Annotated in this window: 12 protein-coding genes and 2 pseudogenes; 9 read left to right on the top strand and 5 right to left on the bottom strand. The window is 75.4% G+C overall.

Annotation, left to right across the window (positions count from 1 at the left end):
* Positions 1–158 precede the first annotated feature (158 nt).
* The 3 genes from AC2TEW_RS23310 (at position 159) to AC2TEW_RS23300 (ending at position 3,314) form a co-directional block, all read left to right on the top strand.
* Positions 159–1,445, top strand: coding sequence for a sensor histidine kinase (locus AC2TEW_RS23310; protein WP_484625312.1), 1,287 nt, complete (start codon positions 159–161; stop codon positions 1,443–1,445).
* Positions 1,442–2,119 carry a response regulator gene (locus AC2TEW_RS23305; RefSeq protein WP_484625278.1) on the top strand — a complete coding sequence of 226 codons (678 nt, stop codon included), beginning with the start codon at positions 1,442–1,444 and terminating at the stop codon, positions 2,117–2,119. The genes AC2TEW_RS23310 and AC2TEW_RS23305 overlap by 4 nt, the downstream gene beginning before the upstream one ends.
* Positions 2,120–2,195: 76 nt before the next feature.
* Positions 2,196–3,314 carry a M20 family metallopeptidase gene (locus AC2TEW_RS23300; protein WP_484625277.1) on the top strand — a complete coding sequence of 373 codons (1,119 nt, stop codon included), beginning with the start codon at positions 2,196–2,198 and terminating at the stop codon, positions 3,312–3,314.
* 34 nt (positions 3,315–3,348) lie between these two features.
* Here the strand turns inward: AC2TEW_RS23300 and AC2TEW_RS23295 are convergent, their stop codons facing one another.
* Positions 3,349–4,164 carry a maleylpyruvate isomerase family mycothiol-dependent enzyme gene (locus tag AC2TEW_RS23295; protein ID WP_484625276.1) on the bottom strand — a complete coding sequence of 272 codons (816 nt, stop codon included), beginning with the start codon at positions 4,162–4,164 and terminating at the stop codon, positions 3,349–3,351.
* A 130-nt stretch (positions 4,165–4,294) separates the two neighbouring features.
* Here AC2TEW_RS23295 and AC2TEW_RS23290 point away from each other — a divergent pair, with 130 nt between their 5' ends.
* Entirely contained in the window at positions 4,295–5,161 is an 867-nt protein-coding gene (locus AC2TEW_RS23290) for a hypothetical protein (protein WP_484625275.1), read from the top strand.
* Between the two features lie 31 nt (positions 5,162–5,192).
* On the opposite strand, the gene AC2TEW_RS23285 is transcribed toward AC2TEW_RS23290, so the two are convergent.
* The gene (locus tag AC2TEW_RS23285; protein WP_484625274.1) at positions 5,193–5,579 is read right to left on the bottom strand and encodes a hypothetical protein; all 387 of its coding nucleotides are present in this window, start codon (positions 5,577–5,579) and stop codon (positions 5,193–5,195) included.
* 179 nt (positions 5,580–5,758) lie between these two features.
* Here AC2TEW_RS23285 and AC2TEW_RS23280 point away from each other — a divergent pair, with 179 nt between their 5' ends.
* Both AC2TEW_RS23280 and AC2TEW_RS23275 read left to right on the top strand, forming a co-directional pair.
* The gene (locus AC2TEW_RS23280; RefSeq protein WP_484625273.1) at positions 5,759–6,559 is read left to right on the top strand and encodes a DUF6585 family protein; all 801 of its coding nucleotides are present in this window, start codon (positions 5,759–5,761) and stop codon (positions 6,557–6,559) included.
* Between the two features lie 106 nt (positions 6,560–6,665).
* On the top strand, positions 6,666–7,613 hold the full coding sequence (locus AC2TEW_RS23275) for a hypothetical protein (RefSeq protein ID WP_484625272.1): 948 nt from the start codon (positions 6,666–6,668) through the stop codon (positions 7,611–7,613).
* Between the two features lie 107 nt (positions 7,614–7,720).
* On the opposite strand, the pseudogene AC2TEW_RS23270 reads toward AC2TEW_RS23275, so the two are convergent.
* From AC2TEW_RS23270 to AC2TEW_RS23260, 3 genes and pseudogenes are all read right to left on the bottom strand, one after another.
* Positions 7,721–8,449: pseudogene (locus tag AC2TEW_RS23270) on the bottom strand (putative Ig domain-containing protein); the annotation flags it as partial.
* Between the two features lie 201 nt (positions 8,450–8,650).
* A pseudogene (locus tag AC2TEW_RS23265) lies at positions 8,651–9,268 on the bottom strand (trypsin-like peptidase domain-containing protein); the annotation flags it as partial.
* A gap of 286 nt (positions 9,269–9,554) precedes the next feature.
* Positions 9,555–10,085 (bottom strand): GNAT family N-acetyltransferase, encoded by a 531-nt coding sequence (locus AC2TEW_RS23260; RefSeq protein WP_484625271.1) that lies wholly within the window; start codon positions 10,083–10,085, stop codon positions 9,555–9,557.
* A gap of 235 nt (positions 10,086–10,320) precedes the next feature.
* Here AC2TEW_RS23260 and AC2TEW_RS23255 point away from each other — a divergent pair, with 235 nt between their 5' ends.
* The 3 genes from AC2TEW_RS23255 to AC2TEW_RS23245 all read left to right on the top strand — a co-directional run bounded on the left by AC2TEW_RS23255 (position 10,321) and on the right by AC2TEW_RS23245 (position 16,905).
* On the top strand, positions 10,321–11,460 hold the full coding sequence (locus AC2TEW_RS23255; protein WP_484625270.1) for an alpha/beta hydrolase: 1,140 nt from the start codon (positions 10,321–10,323) through the stop codon (positions 11,458–11,460).
* Positions 11,461–11,678: 218 nt separating this feature from the next.
* A complete protein-coding gene (locus tag AC2TEW_RS23250) occupies positions 11,679–14,834 on the top strand; it encodes a tetratricopeptide repeat protein (protein ID WP_484625269.1) in 3,156 nt (1,051 codons plus the stop codon).
* A gap of 727 nt (positions 14,835–15,561) precedes the next feature.
* On the top strand, positions 15,562–16,905 hold the full coding sequence (locus AC2TEW_RS23245; protein WP_484625268.1) for a nucleotide sugar dehydrogenase: 1,344 nt from the start codon (positions 15,562–15,564) through the stop codon (positions 16,903–16,905).
* Positions 16,906–17,055 lie beyond the last annotated feature (150 nt).

The raw sequence follows: 17,055 nt of genomic DNA, 5'->3' as shown, positions 1-17,055 counted from the left end.
CTGAGGACCTTCCTTGTGAGGGGGGCGGGTGGTGGGTCTCTAACTCGAGGCCGCCGGCCACCGGTCCCGCCCCCGACGGACGGACCACCGCTGTGACCATCGACGACACCGCCCGGGCGGGTACGCCCGCACCGCTGCCGCGGTCGTACCCGCCCGGGGTGGGCCTCCCGCCGGCGGGCCTGGACGCGCTCGGCGGGCACCCGCTGGTCGCCCACGCGGCCCGCGCCGGGCAGCGGCTGCGCCTGCTCGACGCGGACCGCCCGTGGCTGCTGGACACCGCAGTGGTGATCGCGGTGTTCGTGCTGTTCTGCGTCCCGGACCTGGTGCACTCCGGCGGGCCGCGCGGGATGCGGATCCACGCCGTCCGCCTGCCGCCCGCCGGGACCCTGCTGCTGCAGGCCGCGCTGGTGGTCCCGCTGTGGTGGCGCCGCCGGGCGCCGTCCGCCACCTTCGGTGTGGTGGCGGCCGTCTTCATGGCGCAGTGGACGGTCATGGTCTGGCTGCGCGCGGACGTGGCGCTGCTGATCGCCCTGTACAGCCTGGCCATGCACGGCAGGCTGCGGCACCTGCCGTGGGCGTGCGCGGTGATGGCCGCGGCCCTCGGCGTGGTCGCCTTCCGGGTCTCGACCGCGGTGTTCTTCGGCGACGCGCTGTTCTTCCTGGTCAGTGCCGCCACCGCGTCCGTCGCCACCGGGCTGGTGCTGCGGATCCGGCGGGCCCACCTGGCGGCGCTGCGCGAACGCGCGATCCGGCTGGAGATCGAACGCGACCAGCGGACCGAACTGGCCGCCGCCGCCGAACGGGCCCGGGTCGCCCGCGAGATGCACGACATCATCGGCCACAACCTGTCGGTCATCATCGGCCTCGCCGACGGCGGGGCGCACGCCGCGGAGGCCAACCCGCAGCGCGGCCGGCAGGCGCTCGAACTGATCGCCGGGACGGGCCGGCAGGCGCTCGGGGAGATGCGCCGGATGCTGGGCGTCCTGCGGGACCGCCAGGACGGCCCCGGCCTGCGGCCGCAGCCCGGCGTCGCCGACCTCGAGGGGCTGTGCGAGCGGATCCGGTCCGCCGGGCCGCGGGTGCTGTACCGGACGGTGGGCGTCCCCGAGTCGCTGGACCCGGCCGCGCAGCTGACCGTCTACCGTATCGTCCAGGAAGCGCTCACCAACACCCTCAAGCACGCCGGATCCCGGACCAGCGCCGAGGTCCACCTGACGGTCGAGGAGACGGTGGTCCGCATCCGGGTCCAGGACAGCGGGCGGCGGGCCGACGGCCCGCGGGCCGCGCCGCCCGGCGACGGCGGCCAGGGGCTGTCCGGGATAAGCGAACGCGCCGCCCTGTTCGACGGGACGGTCACCGCCGGACCGGCCCCGGGCGGCGGCTGGACCGTCGAGGCCGTCCTCAACCTCAACCCGCCCCCAGCCCCGGAGAGCCGTACCACGTGACCACCGTGCTCATCGTCGACGACCAGCCGCTCCAGCGGTTCGGCTTCCGGATGCTGCTGGAGAGCACCGCCGGGACCTCCGTGGCCGGGGAGGCCGCCCACGGCGCCGAGGCGGTCCGGCGGGCCGCCGAACTCAGCCCGGACGTGGTGCTGATGGACGTCCGGATGCCCGGCATGGACGGCATCGAGGCGACCCGCCGGATCGTCGCCGCCGGCGGCCGCTCGCGGGTCCTGGTGCTGACCACCTTCGACATGGACGAGTACGCGCACGCGGCGCTGCGGGCCGGGGCCAGCGGCTTCCTGCTGAAGGACGCGCTGCCGGAGGAGCTGCTGGCCGGGATCCGCGCGGTGGCCTCCGGCGACGCCGTGATCGCCCCCGGGCTGACCCGGCGGCTGCTCGACGCCTACGCCCACCACCTCCCGGTCCGCGGGCCCGGGGACGGCCCGTCCGGCGACCCCCGGCTGGCCGCCCTCACCGAGCGGGAGCGCGAGATCCTGGTCGCCGTCGCGCAGGGCTGGACCAACGGCGAGATCGCGCAGCGGCTGGTGCTGGCCGAGTCCACCGTCAAGACCCACGTCGGCCGGGTCCTCGCCAAGGTCGGCGCCCGGGACCGGGTGCAGGCCGTGATCTTCGCCTACGACCTCGGGCTGACCCGCGCGGCCGGCCCGGTCTGACCGGTCCCCGCCGGACCGGTTCCGTCCGTTCGCCCCTCAAGATCATCGAGGTGCGGGGAGTGGCTAGGCTGTCGCCATGACGACGACCAGGACCGGCCCGGTGAGCGTGGACGCGATGATCGAGGACCTGCGCACCCTGGTCGAGGTGGAGTCGCCCTCGCGCGACCTCGAGGCCCTCGCGGTGTCGGCGAAGACGGTCGCCGACCTCGTCGAAGCCCGCCTCGGCGGACGTGCCCGGCTGATCGACCGCGGGGCCGGGCCCCACGTCCACTGGTCCGGCGGGGGTGAACCCCGGGTGCTGATCCTCGGTCACCACGACACGGTCTTCCCGCTCGGCACCCTGCGGCGGCGCCCGTTCACGGTCGCGGACGGGCGGGCGACCGGCCCCGGCGTCTTCGACATGCTCGGCGGCCTGGTGCAGGCCGTCCACGGCGTCGCGGCCCTGGCGGACCGGAGCGGCGTCGAGATCCTGGTCACCGCCGACGAGGAGGTCGGTTCGGCCTCCTCCCGGTCCCTCATCGAGGAACGGGCCCGCGCCTGCGGAGCCGTCCTCGTGGTCGAGGGGGCCGCCGACGGCGGCGGGCTGAAGACCGCCCGCAAGGGCTGCGGCACCTTCACGATCACCGTCACGGGCCGGGCCTCGCACGCCGGACTGGAACCCGAGGCCGGGGTCAACGCCCTGGTCGAGGCGGCCCACCAGGTCCTGGCCGTCGCCGCCCTCGGCCGGCCCGACCTCGGCACCACCGTCACCCCGACCGTCGCATCCGCGGGCACGCTGGACAACGTCGTCCCGGCGGCGGCGACCGTGGTCGTCGACGTCCGGGTCGAGTCGGCCGCCGAGCAGGACCGGATAGAGTCCGCGTTCGCCGCCCTGGCCCCGCACCTCGACGGGGCCGGGCTCACCGTCGAGGGATCGGTCGGCCGGCCCCCGATGCCGGAGTCGGCCTCGGCCGGGCTCTTCGCGGTGGCGGCGCGGCTGCTGCCCGGCATCGAGGGCCGGGCGGTCGGCGGCGGCAGTGACGGCAACTTCACCGCCGCCCTGGGGGTGCCGACCCTCGACGGCCTCGGCGCGGTGGGAGGCGGCGCCCACGCCGACCACGAGTACCTGCTGATCGACCACCTGGCCGAGCGGGCGCGGCTGGTCGCCGGCCTGGTGGACGCGGTCCGGCAGGGGGACGGCGCGCTGGGAGGGTAGCCCCCGGACCGGCCGGGCTGTTGACGGCCCGGTGCTACGGGGCCGTGAAGAGGCCGGGGAAGCCCGGGGCGAGCCACGGGCGGCGGCCCCAGGCGAGGATCTTGCCGCGGAGCAGGACCTCGACCGGGCCGACCCGGCCGAGGGCGAGCAGGAAGAACGCCACCGGGTCGGCCAGGATCGTGCAGTCGGCCCGTGGCGGCGGGCCGTCGGTCACCACCGCCACGCCGTCCGTGAAGGTGACCGCGAACCCGCCGCCGCCGCGGACCCGCAGGTCGTAGCAGGCGGTGTGGCCCGCCGCCGCCCGGTCGTCCACCACCCTGGGCATGGCGGTGCGCAGGAACGGCAGGGTCAGCGCGACACGGTGACGGTCGACCGGGTGCGGCCGCCGCAGCGCGACGGCGATGTCGTACGCGTGCCCGAGCATGTGGGTCAGCAGGTACGAGCCGAGGGTGCCGAGGTCCATCGGGCCCAGGGGGGTGAGGACCGGCTCCGAGGCGGCGCGCGGCCCCGCGGCGTCGGTGAAGGCCCGGGCGTGCCGGACGATGGCGTCGGCCAGCGCGGCCGGGTCGCGTTCGGGGTAGGCGGCGAGGGAGGCCTCGTTGGCGGCGGCGAGACTGCCCGGGGTGCCGTCGCCGTACGGGCGTTCGGCGCCCGCGCCCAGCTCGGCCATCAGCTCGTTGGCCAGCGCCAGGTGGGCCGCGGCCTGCCCGACCGTCCACTCGGCGCCGGGGATCGGCAGATCGGGGTCGGGACAGCCGCGCAGCAGGGCGGCCGTCTCCGCGGCCACCTCGTCGACCGCGCGGAGCAGGTCGTCGCGGATCGCGGCCAGGGGCCCGGTGGGTGAGGTCATGGATGTGAAGCGTGGGGCACGGCGGCCCGGCTGTCCAGAGGCGGGCCGCCCCCGATCCGCACCGGATCCCCACCCGGCCCGCCACGCACCGGCGCAGGTCGGCCGGACGGGTGTTCTAGGATGTCGGCCTATGACGGATGCACGGGGGATGGAATCGGCCCACAGCGGCGAACCACTGGTGACCGGGGTGCCGGAGCCCGACTGGCAGGGGCTGGCGGAGCGTCACGAGCGTGAGCTGCGGCGGCGCAAGCAGGTCCGGCTGACCGTGGCGGGCGTGCTCGCCGTCGCCGTCGTGGGGGGCGGCGTCGCCACGGCGATCCACGTCGCCGGCCCGAGGAACGGATCCCCGAGCGCCGCCGGTGCCGGCTCGGCCGCACCCGCCGACAGCCGTACCGACGGCACGGCCGACCCCTCGGCGATCACCGACGGCAGCGCCATGCCCACCGCGGGTACGCCCACCGCGGGCACGCCGGCCGCGGAGAGCCCCACCGCCACCGAGCCGGGCGCCACGCCCGCGACCGGCGCCGCGCCGGCCGCCGGGACCACGGCCACCACCGCCAAGCCTGCCGCACCGGGCACCGGGGCCCCGCCCGCCGGCACCTCCGCCGCGCCGCGCCCGCCGGCCACCACCCCCGCCACCGGCCCGGCCGCGCCGCAGACGACGCCCGCGACCCCCGGCAAGGCGTACAGCCCGGCCCAGGTGTGCGGCGCCGGCTACGGCGTGGTGGACCAGCACCCGCTCGGCGGCGCCACCGTCTACCTGCTGTACAACGCCGGCAACGGCAACAACTGCGTCACCACGATCGCCACCACCCCCGGCGGTCCGGTCGCGATGAACGCCACCCTGACGGTCAAGGGCGGCTCCACGGCGGCCAACCCGGGAAGCTTCACCTACTACGCCGGCCCGGTCACCGCGCACGCCGCCAACACCTGTGTCCAGTGGGGCGGTTCGTACCAGGGCGCCAGCTGGACCAGTGGCTGGGGCCACTGCGGCTGACCCGAGGCCCCTTGGCCGCCCCACCGGGCGTTCACAGGTCGCTCGGAAAGCCCGCCAGGACCGTCCCGTGCGGGCCGGAGCGCAGCAACCAGACCGGGCGGCGGCCCAGTTCGGCCACCGACGGGGTGACGTACAGCAGACCGGGCCGCTCGCCCGGCTCGGCGGTGTCCTCGGCCGCGGCGACGATCAGGCGCAGCACGTCGCAGGCGGTGCCGGCCGGGTCCGCCGCCGCGGCGGCCGGGTCCAGGCCGTCCGCCATCGCGGCGAGGGCCGCCCACAGGGCTTCGGAGACCAGGCCGACCGGCGAGCCGTCCAGCGCCGGATGCGGGCCCTGGTCCGGGCACGGGCGGTGGGCACGGGTGACGGCCGGGTCGAGGGCGCCGGCGGCCGGCCCGGGTGGAAAGGTGATGTCGTTCATGGCAGGGACGGTAGCCCCGGCCACTGACGACGGGTCATCAACCGGCCGCCGCTCACCCGATCGTGCGCGCCCCCGGCCGCCCCGCCGATCAGCCGTAACAGTGACGAACTCCGGTGCGCACGACCATAATCGGGTGCCTGGCCGGCCTCACCGGTCCGCACACCGAAGGGGGACCCCGGATGACGGAAGCGATAGCCGCCGCAGCGCAGGAGCACGGGCTCGGCACCCGGCAGATGCTGGTGGAGAACGACCCCAAGCGGCGGCCCTGGCTGCTGGTCGTCCTGATGGGTGCCGTCGGCGCGTGGACGTTCGTCCTCGGTGTCCAGATCGCCGCCGAGAACCAGCGCAAGGACGGCACCTGGTACTTCGGGCTGCCGATGCTGGTGGTCTCGACGCTGGCGCTGGCCACCGCGGCCTGGCTGCTGCTGCGCCGCAACGGGACCAAGACCTGGGTGGCCTGGCACCAGCACGGCCTGGTCCGGCTGGTCACGGGCGCCGAGCCGGAGGTCCACCACTGGGACGAGATCACGTGGGTGGCCCGGCACGACGTCAAGGTGGTGCAGCAGATCGGCAGTTACATGAAGTACCAGCTGCTGGTGGCGCCGCGGGCCGGCCGGCTGATCGTCGTCGACAACGCGTACGCCGGGGTGCTGGAGTTCGCCGAGGGCGTGACCGAGGCGTTCACCCGGGTGCGGGCACCGCAGGACGCGGCCCGGCTGGAGGCCGGTGAACTGCTCGCGTTCGGCGGGGTGATCGACATCAACGCGGGCGGTCTCGGGAAGGGCAGCCGGCGGCTCGGCTGGCGGGAGCTCGGGAAGATCGAGCTGAAGCAGGGCCGGATGAACATCCACCGCCGCGGCGACCCGAAGGTGTGGCTGACCGTCCCGGCGGTCGGGCTGCCCAACCTGCTGGTGCTGCTGACGCTGGCCGACGCGCTCCGGCGCCGGCACAGCCCCGAGGAGGGCCCGGGCGCCGGCTGACGGGACGACGGGCCCGGGCGGCGGCCCGCCGGGCGGCCTCGCTACCATGCCGCTCGACCGTTCGTACCAACCGTCGGCCCGATGGCCTGCGGATCTGAGGAGTACCTTGTCCCGGTTCCGGGTTGCCGCCCTGCTCGCCGCCACCGCCACGCTGTGCTGTGCGGCCCCCGTGGTCCCCGCCGCCCACGCCGACACCCCGGTCGGCGGCTGCCAGGGGAGCGGGACCATCACCGGTGGGGGCGGCCGGGACTCGGTCAACGCCCAGCGCGGCCACGCGGGTGTGGTGTCCGCGTCCTTCCGTACCACCGACCAGGTGCCGGCGGGGACGACGGTCCGGGTCCAGATCTCCTCGGCGCCCGCCGGGGCGGCCGCGCCCCAGGCCTCCTGGCGGGTGGACGGCGGCGGCTGGCACGGTGTGGCGCTGGGTCAGGACCGGGGCCCGGTGGGCGACGGGTACTGGACGGGCTCCGGCTCGGCGCTGCCCGCGCTGACGGCGGGTGAGCACCGCCTGGAGCTGTCGGTCACGGTGCCCGCCGACGGCCCGCTGGTGACCTACCACCCGAACGTCTACTTCGACACCCCCGCGCCGTGCTACCTGCTGATCGGCTCGGTGGGCCTGGGGTCCGTCCAGATGCAGGGCGGCAGCGGTGGCGCCGCGGCGCCGACCGGGCGGGCGGCCGCCACGCCGACGCCGACGGCGAGGCGGAGCGCCGCGGCCACGCCGTCGGCGGCCCGCGGCGGTCCGGCGGCGCCCGAGGCGACCCCGACGGCCGCTCCTGCGTCGTCGTCCGCCGGGCCGACGGCCTCCCCGGCCGCGGAGCCGGCGATGCCGGCGGTGCCGGCGAGCGCGTCGGCGACGGCCTCCGCCACCGGGTCCGCCGTCGCCGCCCCGGCGCCGCCGGCCGGGATCCCGGCCGCCGCGCCGGTCGCGGCGGACGGCGCAGGGGCGGGCTGGGGTACGGCGCTCGGCGCCGCGGGGGTGCTGCTGGCCGGTGCGGGGACGGCGGTCGTGGTGCGGCGCAGCCGCCGCCGGGCCGCCGGGCAGGCCGGGTAGCGGGCCCGGGACGCGGCCGGGGCAGAGCGGGCGACGGGCCGCCCGGAGCGGTCCGGGCGGCCCGTACCCGCGCCCGCGGTCGGCGGGCGCGGGCGGCCGAGCAGGCGTCAGCTGGTCTGGATCGCGGTGTCGTCGATCACGAAGCTGGTCTGCAGCGAGGAGTCCTCGACGCCGTTGAACTTCACCGTGACGGCCTGGCCGGCGTAGGCCGACAGGTCGACGGTCTTCTGCGCGTACCCGGTGCCCTTGTTGAGGTTCGAGTACGAGGCGACGGTGGTGCCGTTGACGGTCACCGTCAGCTTGTCGTAGGCGGTGGTGGTGGAGGTCTCCGCCGTGTCGACGTGCAGCCAGTAGCTGAGGGTGGCCTTGCAGCCCGTCGGGATGGTCACCGTCTGGGCGGCGGAGTCCGTGTGGGCGGAGCCGTAGCCGTTCAGCCAGGCCTTCCAGGAGCCGGAGTGGGCGGCCTGGGAGGCGCTGTTGTCGACCACGCCGCTGGTGGTGGTCCACGGCGCGGCGGAGCCGGTCTCGAAGCCGGCGTTGCCGAGCAGCTGGGCCGGGGTGCAGTTGCCGCCGGTGGTGGTGACGGTCCAGGTGAAGGCGGCGGAGCCGGTCTTGTTGGCGGCGTCCTTGGCGGTCACGGTGACGTTGTAGCTGCCGGCCGCGGTGGCGGTGCCGGTGATCTTGCCGGTGGAGGCGTTGATCGACAGGCCGGTGGGCAGGCCGGTGGCGGAGTAGGTCAGCGGGGCGGTGCCGCCGGAGGCCGCGATCTGCAGGTTCGCCGAACCGTTCAGCACGGTGGTCTGGCTGCCCGGGTTGGTCACCGACACCGCGGTGCCGGCCGGCTTGGTGAGCAGGCAGCCGCTGACGGTGAGGTCGATGGCGCGGCCGGCGCCGAGGCAGGTGGTGAACCAGTAGGTCTCCTCACCGTAGCTCTGCCCCTTGGTCACCGTGGTGGTGCCGTCGGCCGCCACCTCGCACGGGTTGTTCAGCGTGCACATCTCGCCGTCGTCGTTGCCCGTGTTGTTGATGCCGACGACCCGCTTGGTGCCGGCGTCCACGATCGGGGAGCCCGAGGTGCCGTGGGTGGTGTTGCAGCCGGTGTTGTAGCGGATCGAGTCGTGCCAGGTCCACTGGTCCTCGCGCAGGGTGGGGACGAACCCGTTGACGGAGCAGGTCCACACCTGCTTCCAGTACGAGGAGGGTATGAACATCGACGAGCCGTCGACCGGGTGGGTGTCGCTGATGGTCAGCGCGGTGGTGCTGTACTTGCTGGTGATCGACGCGTAGGTGTCGGTCAGCTGGTACAGCGCCACATCGGTGCCGGTCATGGTCGCGTAGAGCACCTTGTCCGCCTGCACGGTGCCGAGCGAGGAGCCGGACGGGCCGAGCAGGGTGCCGCTGCGGCTGGCGCTGACGTTCTGGATCACCTGGCCGGCGCTGGGCATGGTCGGCAGGCAGTGCCCGTTGGTGAGCATGAGCGCCCGGTCGGTGTCGACCGAGGAGGGGTAACGCACCAGCGTCGCCGAGCAGTTGCTCAGCGCGATGGTGGCGGTCAGGTCGCCGGCCTGGACGGCCTGCGCGGGGGAGGCGGCGAAGGTCAGCACACCCGCGATGACCGCGCCCGCACCGAAGGCGGCGACAAGTCTCTTGAACATGGCTCTCCTTGTGGGGGAATGCGGGCGTGCGGCAGGTCGCCGACACCCACGCCGCACGAAACTGCCATGACCACTTCAACAAGGTCAACCATCCCGACAGAACTCGCCGCCCCGATCCCTGCCCGCACCCTCCCTCCGCCCCTCCCGGCACCGGGCGCACCCCGGGCACACCCGCCCAACTGCCGCCAATCACCCCACCCGGTACGGAAGTCGACATGCCGACGGCCGGCCGCAGCGGCGACCGGCCGGGGGAGTGGCCGCGGGCGCGGGGCGCGCCGGCGGCCCGTCAGGCGTACTCGGTCAGGTCGATCGCGTGGATCCGCAGCGGATGCCCGTACCGCGGGTCGGTGAGCTCGCGCTCCGGCTCCATGCCGAGCTTGCGCATGACGTTCTCGGAGGCGGTGTTGCCGATCCGGGCGATGCTGATCACCCGGTCCAGGCCCCGGTCCTCCAGGGCGAACTCCAGGACCGCGTGCGCCGCCTCGGAGGCGTACCCCTGACCCCAGTACGGGCGGCCGAGCCGCCAGCCGATCTCCACGGCGGGCAGCACCTCGGGCAGGAAGTCGGGAACGGACAGCCCGGTGAACCCGGCCAGCTCGCCCGAGGCCAGCAGCTCGACGGCGAACAGGCCGAAACCCTCCTCGTCCCACTCCTCCTCCCAGCGCTCGATCGCCTCCGCGGTCTGCTCCAGGTCGAGCACCGAGCCGTCGCGGATCCAGCGCATCACCTCCGGATCGGCGTTGATCTCCGCCATCACGGCGAGGTCGGTGTCCTGCCAGCGGCGCAGCAGGAGGCGGGGGGTGTGAATCTCGGTCATGGGCCCATCCTGTCGAAGACCCGCCGGAAGGTGGTAACCGGCGCGGCCGGCGCCGCCGGGGCGGGCGGCGGCCGGGGGTCGCCGGTGGGCGGGTGGCGCTCCGTCAAGAGTTCGGCAACGTTCGGCAAACTCTCAGCTTTCTCCCAGGAAGGAGCAACCGAACGCGCGTTCATGCAGTCCAAGAGCGTGCCGGGCAAACCCGTCCGGGCAGCACAGGATCCAGGTAAAGCGCGCGATGACACTGACAGGTACCCCGTTCCTCATCCTCACGATCGTCCTGTTCGTGGCCTCCATCGCGTTGGCGATGGCGCAGTGGAGAAACGCCGGAGCGCGCCGGCGCAACCCGCGGCAACGGGAGCCGCGCCGCGGACCGCTCCAGGCGGCCGGCTACCTGGGCACCATCCTGTTCTGCCAGTTCACCGCCGTCGCGATGGTCTTCGTCCTGGTCAACAACGCCAACCTGCTGTACGACAGCTGGGGCGACCTGCTGGGCACCGCCAGCCACGTCCGCGCCGTGCCCGACCCGCCGAAGGACGACGGCGCAGGCGCCCCCGGACCCAAGGTGGTCCAGGCCTTCCGGCCCGCCGACTCCGACGCCGTCCCGCGCTCCGTCAAGCAGACCGACCTCAAGGGCCGGCTCTCCGGCGTCGACGGCGAGGTCCTGGTCTGGACACCGCCGCAGTACGACGACCCGGCCTACAAGGACAAGAAGTTCCCGGTGGTCGAGCTGCTGGCGGGCTTCCCCGGCAGCGCCAGCGCCTGGTTCGGGGCGATGGACGTCAGCAACCAGCTCGGCCCGCTGATGAAGTCCGGCCAGGTGACCCCGTTCATCCTGGTCGCCCCCCGGGTCACCCTGCTCGGCCCGAACACCGACTCCGGCTGCGCCGACGTCCCCGGCAAGGTCAACGCCGAGACCTGGCTGTCGCGCGACGTCCCGCAGATGGTCACCGACAACTTCCGGGCCGACACCACGCCGGACCGCTGGGCGCTGGCCGGTTACTCGGCGGGCGCCCACTGCGCCACCCGCCTCGCCCTCGCCCACCCCAACCGCTACCGCGCCGCGATCAGCATGTCCGGCTACAACGACCCCGGCCAGGAACCCGCCTCACTGACCGCCAAGGACCCCAAGCTCCGCGAGAGCGCCAACCCCCTCAACCTGCTCACCCACGCCGCCGCCCCGCCGGACGTCGCGCTCTACCTGACCGGCCGCAAGGACGACGGCCTCGCCGACGCGACCGCCCTCCAGCGCGCGGCGAAGAACCCGACCACCGTCACCATGGTGGAGACCACCGGCCCGCACCTGACCTCGACCTGGAAGCCCCTGGTCGTCCCGGCCTTCACCTGGCTGACGGGCATCATCCCGCCGGGCCGCTAGGCCTGCCCGGCGCTGTCGCCGCCCCGGACCGCACGCGCCCGGGGCGGCGGGGCCGAACGGCGGTTGAACGGCCGGCGAACTCCCGCCCGGGGGCCGCCGCCCGGGCCGGGCATCCCCGCCGTATCCGGGACAGCGCCGTCCGGCGTCGGATAGACAGGACCGGATGGGCAGGACACGAAGCGCGCCGGCGGGCGCGAGGCGTTCGCCGGGGGGCGGGAATGACGCAGAACCACTTCGAGGGCACGGCCAACACGGTGGTGCAGGCCGGCTCGGTGGCCTTCCACCACCACTACGGCGCGCGGCGCCACCTCGTCGAGGAGTTCCCGCCGCCCGACACCTCCGACCTCGGCTGGCTGATGGCGCAGCCCAGCCGGCTGCTCGACGCCCGCCGGCGGGTGGTGGCGTTCTCCGGCCGGGACGCCGAGCTCGGACAGCTCGCCGACTGGCGCGACACCGGCGGAGCCGGGCTGTCCGTCCTGCTGCTGCACGCACCGGGCGGGCAGGGCAAGACCCGGCTGGCCGCCGAGTTCGCGGAGCTGACCAGGCGCGGCGGATCACCCGGCGGGCGCAGCTGGCGGGTCCTGCAGGCCCGGCTCGGTGCCGCCCCCGCCCCCGGCCTGGTCCCGCCGGCCGTTCCGGCGCCCGCCGCGGCCGGCACCGGCACCCTGCTGGTGGTGGACTACGCGGACCGCTGGGCGCACAGCGAGCTGCTCCGGCTGCTGGCCGACCCGGCGCTGCGCCCGTCCGGCCCGGTGCGGGTGCTGCTGGTGGGCCGGACGGTGCGCTGGTACGCGGCGCTGCGCGCGGAGTTGGACGCACGCGGCGCGGCGGCCGGGGACCACCTGCTGTCGTCCCCGGCCGGGGACCGGCTGGCGGTGTTCGAGGCGGCCCGGGACCGGTTCGCAGGCCCGGACCTGTACGACCTGCCCGGCGCCGCCCGGATCGGCCCGCCCGGCCCGCTGGACCAGCCGGACTTCGGCCTGGTGCTGACCGTCCACATGGCCGCGCTGGCGGCGGTCGACGCGGCCGCCCGGGGCCGCCGGGCGCCCGCCGCGCCGCACGAGCTGTCGGCGTACCTGCTGGACCGGGAGTACCTGGCCTGGCAGCAGCTGGCCGACGCCCAGCGGGAGGGCCAGGACTACCGCACCCGGCCGAGCGTGATGGCGAGGACGGTCTTCGTGGCGGCGCTGACCGGAGCCGTCGGCCACGGCACCGGCGCCGCGGTGCTGCGCAGGCTGGACCTGCCCGGCCACCCGGAGGACCTGCTGCTGGACCACCGGTTCTGCTACCCGTCCGCCGACCGCGGCCAGGTCCTGGAACCGCTCTACCCCGACCGGCTGGCCGAGGACTTCCTCGGCCTGCTCACCCCGGGCCACCAGGTCGCGTCCTACGAGCCCGACCCGTGGACCACCGCCGTGCCGGGCCTGCTGCTGGGCGATGACGGCCTGCGGCCGGTCCTCGCGCCCCGGATGGTCACCATGCTGGCCGCGGCCGCCGACCGCTGGCCGCACCTCGGCGAGCAGGTCCTGCACCCGCTGATCGGCCGGGACCCGAGGATCGCCTTCGACGGCGGCAGCGCGGCGCTGGCCGCCCTCGCGGGGCTGGAGGGAGTTCCGCCGTCGCTGCTGGAGGTCCTGCACGTGCTGCCCGAGTACTGGGCCGGCCTCGAACGGCAGGTCGACCTGGACGTCGGCATCGCCGCCGTCGCCGAACGCGTCACCGAGCGGCGGCTGGCCGCCACCGCGGATCCGGCCCGGCGGGCGGAGCTCCTGCTCACCCTGGGCCTGCGGCTGTCCAACGCGGGCCGCCGGGAGCAGGCCCTGGCGGCGGTGCAGGAGGCGGTGCGGATCCACCGCGGCCTCGCCGGCCCTACCGGGGCCGACCCGGCCCCGCTGGCGGTGGCGCTGCTGGAACTCGGCGTCGGGCTGGCCGCCGTGGGCCGGCGCCAGGAGGCGCTGGCGGCCACCGCGGAGGCGGTCGAGCTGTACCGGCGGCCCGCCGCCGGCGGGCCGACCGACCGCCGGCGGGCGCAGCTGGCCACGGCTCTCGGCAACCTCGGCTCGCACCTCGCGCTGCTGGGGCGCCCGGAGGAGGCGCTCGCCCCTGCCCGGGAGGCCGCCGAGATCCTCCGGCAGCTCGCCGCGGCCGACCCGGAGGCCTGGCTGCCGGCCCACGCCCGGGCGCTGAACGGCCTGGCGGGCAAGCTCATGGAACTCGGCCGCCACCGCGAGGCGCTGACACCGGCCTACGAGTCGGTGGAGATCCGCCGCCGCCTCGCCCAGCAGCGGCCGGCCCGGCACCTGCCCGACCTCGCCCTGGCGCTGCAGAACTTCAACACGGCCGCCAGGTCGCTGATCGACGCCCTCGCGCCGGCCGACCGCGGGGAGCTGCTGGCGCTGGTCCGCTCCGGCACCGAGGAGTCGGTGGCGATCCTGCGGCGGCTGGTGCGCACCAACCCGGCCGCGTTCCGGCCGGACCTGGCCACCGCGCTGAACGGCCTCGGCGCGGTCCACCACGACCTCGGGCGCCACGAGGAGGCGCTGACGGCGCTGGAGGAGGCGGTCGCGCTGGGCCGGGAGGAGGCCGCGGCCGGTTCGGACGCCGCGCTTCCGGGGCTGGCCCGGTCGCTCCAGTCGCTCGGTACGGTGCAGTCCGCGCTCGGCCGGCGCGGGCCCGCGCTGACCGCCACCGATGAGGCCTTCGGCCTGTACCAGCGGCTCGCCGCGGTGCACCCCGAGGCGTACCGGATCGAGGTCGGGCGCAGCCTGGAGGGGCTCGCGGTGGAGCTGGCGGCGGGCGGGAGGGCGGAGGCGGCGATCCGGGCGTACGGGGAGGCCGCCGAACTGGTCCGGCCGTACGCCGCCCGCCACGGGCAGGAGCACCTGCGGGACCTCGCCCGGATCCTGCACCGCCTCGGCGCGGAACTGGTCGCGGCGGGCCGGCACCCGCAGGCGCTGCCGGTCCTGGAGGAGGCGGTGGACGCGGGCCGGGGGGCTCCGCGGCAGCCCGCCACCTCCGCCCGGCTGGCCGCCTGCCTCTACCTGACGGCGGTGTGCCGGTTCGTCACCGGCCGGCGGGCGGAGGCCGCGGCACCGGCCAAGGAGGCGCTGGGGATCCGGCGGGAACTCGCCCGGAGCGGCTCGCACCCCGGGCCGCGGCCGGGCGCCCGGCACGCGGGCGGGACCCTGACGATCGATCCGGGGCTGCGCGGAGCCGGGGAGATCCGGGCGCACCTGCTGTCGGCGGTCCTGCTCGGTGACGGCGGGCCGGGTCCGGCCCTGCTGGACGACATCGTGGTGAAGGACCCGGAGCTGTTCGTGCGGGTGGTCCAGCTGCTGGCGCAGGAGCCCGACAACCGGCCGGGCGTCAGGTAAGGGTAGGCTAAGTTCGCCGCCCGGCGGGTTCGGCCGCCGAGGGTCCGCCCATCGGCCGCGCGAGGCCGGCCGATCGCGTGCGGCCGGTCGTCCCGGTGTCCGGCAAATGGCCGGGGCGCGGCCACTTCCTGAAGTGCCGTCGGGGGTGCCGCGAGCGCGCGGAATTCCGCGCCGGTGCAGGCCCGGACTGTTGCACTCATGGTGCAATCGTCACACTTGCACTTGCGGTGCAAGATGTCAAAAACCGCCCGGGGCGGCCCTGCTGGGGTCCGCCGGGGTGGCCGCCCGGCCGGAATCGCCGCAGATCGGACATCGTCGCCCCGGTGATCCGGTGCCGCACGGGTCATTCGTGGACGTCGCGTCAGGGGCGGATGGCCCGCGGATGGCCGGATGATCACGTTGCGGTCACGGTTTCCCTCTCGGGGAACTCTTGTGCGACCTGCTACTCATCGGTAAATGTCCATCCGCAGGCCGGAAATGATGGTCAGCCAGGCCGGAAAATCGGCCATTCACAGGCCCTGGCGCAATTTGCGTCGGCCCGCTTCCGCGCCACATATTTCTTCGGTTGCCGCAGGGGGGTGGCCCACACCCGCTCCCGTGCGGACGCAGCAGACATCACGAACGCACAGGGGGCGCGGCGACCGGCCGGCCCCCGGCCGCGCTCGTCCACCACGCCGGACCGTCCACGCCACAGCAGGCCGCGGTCCGGATCGCGTACGGAGCATCGATGACCTCCTTGTCGTCCCTGTCCCCGGGGCCGGACACCGCTGCCGCGGCGCCCGGCCACGCCCCGCTCGGATCGGCCGCGGCCGGCCCGCAGGCACCGACGGTCGCCGTCGTCGGCCTCGGCTACGTCGGCCTGCCCACCGCGCTCGCGCTGGTCGCCTCCGGCTGCCGGGTGATCGGCCTCGACGTCAGCACCGACCGCCTGGACGCGATCCGCCGCCAGGACGTCGACCTGCTCCCCGCCGACCGCACCCGCCTCGCCGAGACCCTCGACGGCACCGGCCTGGAACTCACCGCCGACCCGGCCGCCATCGCCGCCGCCGACACCGTGATGGTCTGCGTACCGACCCCGGTCGACCCCCACCTGGTCCCCGACCTGCGCGCACTCGCCGGCGCCTGCACCGCCGTGGTGGCCCACGCGGTCCCCGGCCAGCTGCTGATGCTGACCTCCACCACGTACGTCGGCACCACCCGCGAACTGCTGGTCGAGCCGCTCGCCGCGCGCGGCCTGCGGGCCGGCCAGGACATCCACGTGGCGTTCTCCCCGGAGCGGATCGACCCCGGCAACGCCCACCACGCCCAGGACAGCACCCCCCGGGTGGCCGGCGGCGTCACCGAGCGCTGCACCGAACTGGCCGCCGAGGTGCTCGCCCGCACCGCCCCCTCGGTGCACCGGGTCGGCTCGGCCGAGGCCGCCGAGATGACCAAGCTCTTCGAGAACACCTTCCGCGCCGTCAACATCGCACTCGCCAACGAGTTCGCCGACAACTGCCGCGGCCTGGGCCTGGACCCCCTGGAGATCATCGAGGCCGCGGCCAGCAAGCCGTACGGCTTCATGCCCTTCTACCCCGGCCCGGGCGTCGGCGGCCACTGCATCCCCTGCGACCCGCACTACCTGCTCTGGCAGCTGCGCAAGCTGCGCATATCCTCACCGCTGGTCGACACCGCGATGACCGCCATCGCCGGCCGCCCGCGCCAGGTCGTCCACCGGGTACGGGAACTGCTCGCCGAACGCGGCCGCCCGCTGGCAGGCGCCCGGGTGCTGCTGTGCGGCATCGCGTACAAGCCCGGCGTCGCCGACGTCCGCGAGTCCCCGGCCCTGGAGATCCTGGAGGAGCTCGCCGACCTCGGCGCGCAGGTCTCCTACACCGACCCGCTGGTCCCCGAGGCCCACCTGCACGGCAAGGTGCAGCAGAGCGTCGCCGAACCGGCCGCCCACGACTGGGACCTGGTCGTCGTCCACACCGTCCACCCCGGCGCCGACCTGACCTGGCTGACCGGGCAGCAGAGCGTGCTGGACGCCACCTACCGCCTCACCGGCCTCCCCACGAAGGCGGTCCTGTGACCCGGCCGCCGTCCTCCTGGCAGGACGGGGACGACCGGACGCCGTCGCACCCCTTCGACGAGCACCCCTTCGACCGGCCCCCGTTCCAGCAGCAGCCCACCGGACACCCCACCGGACACCCGGCCGCCGAGCACCGGGCCGCCCCCACCG

The sequence above is a fragment of the Kitasatospora sp. NEAU-CNBT7 genome (genome assembly GCF_057220535.1).
The sequence above is the reverse complement of the archived record's forward strand: the minus strand, read 5'-3'. Positions and strand labels throughout refer to the sequence as shown.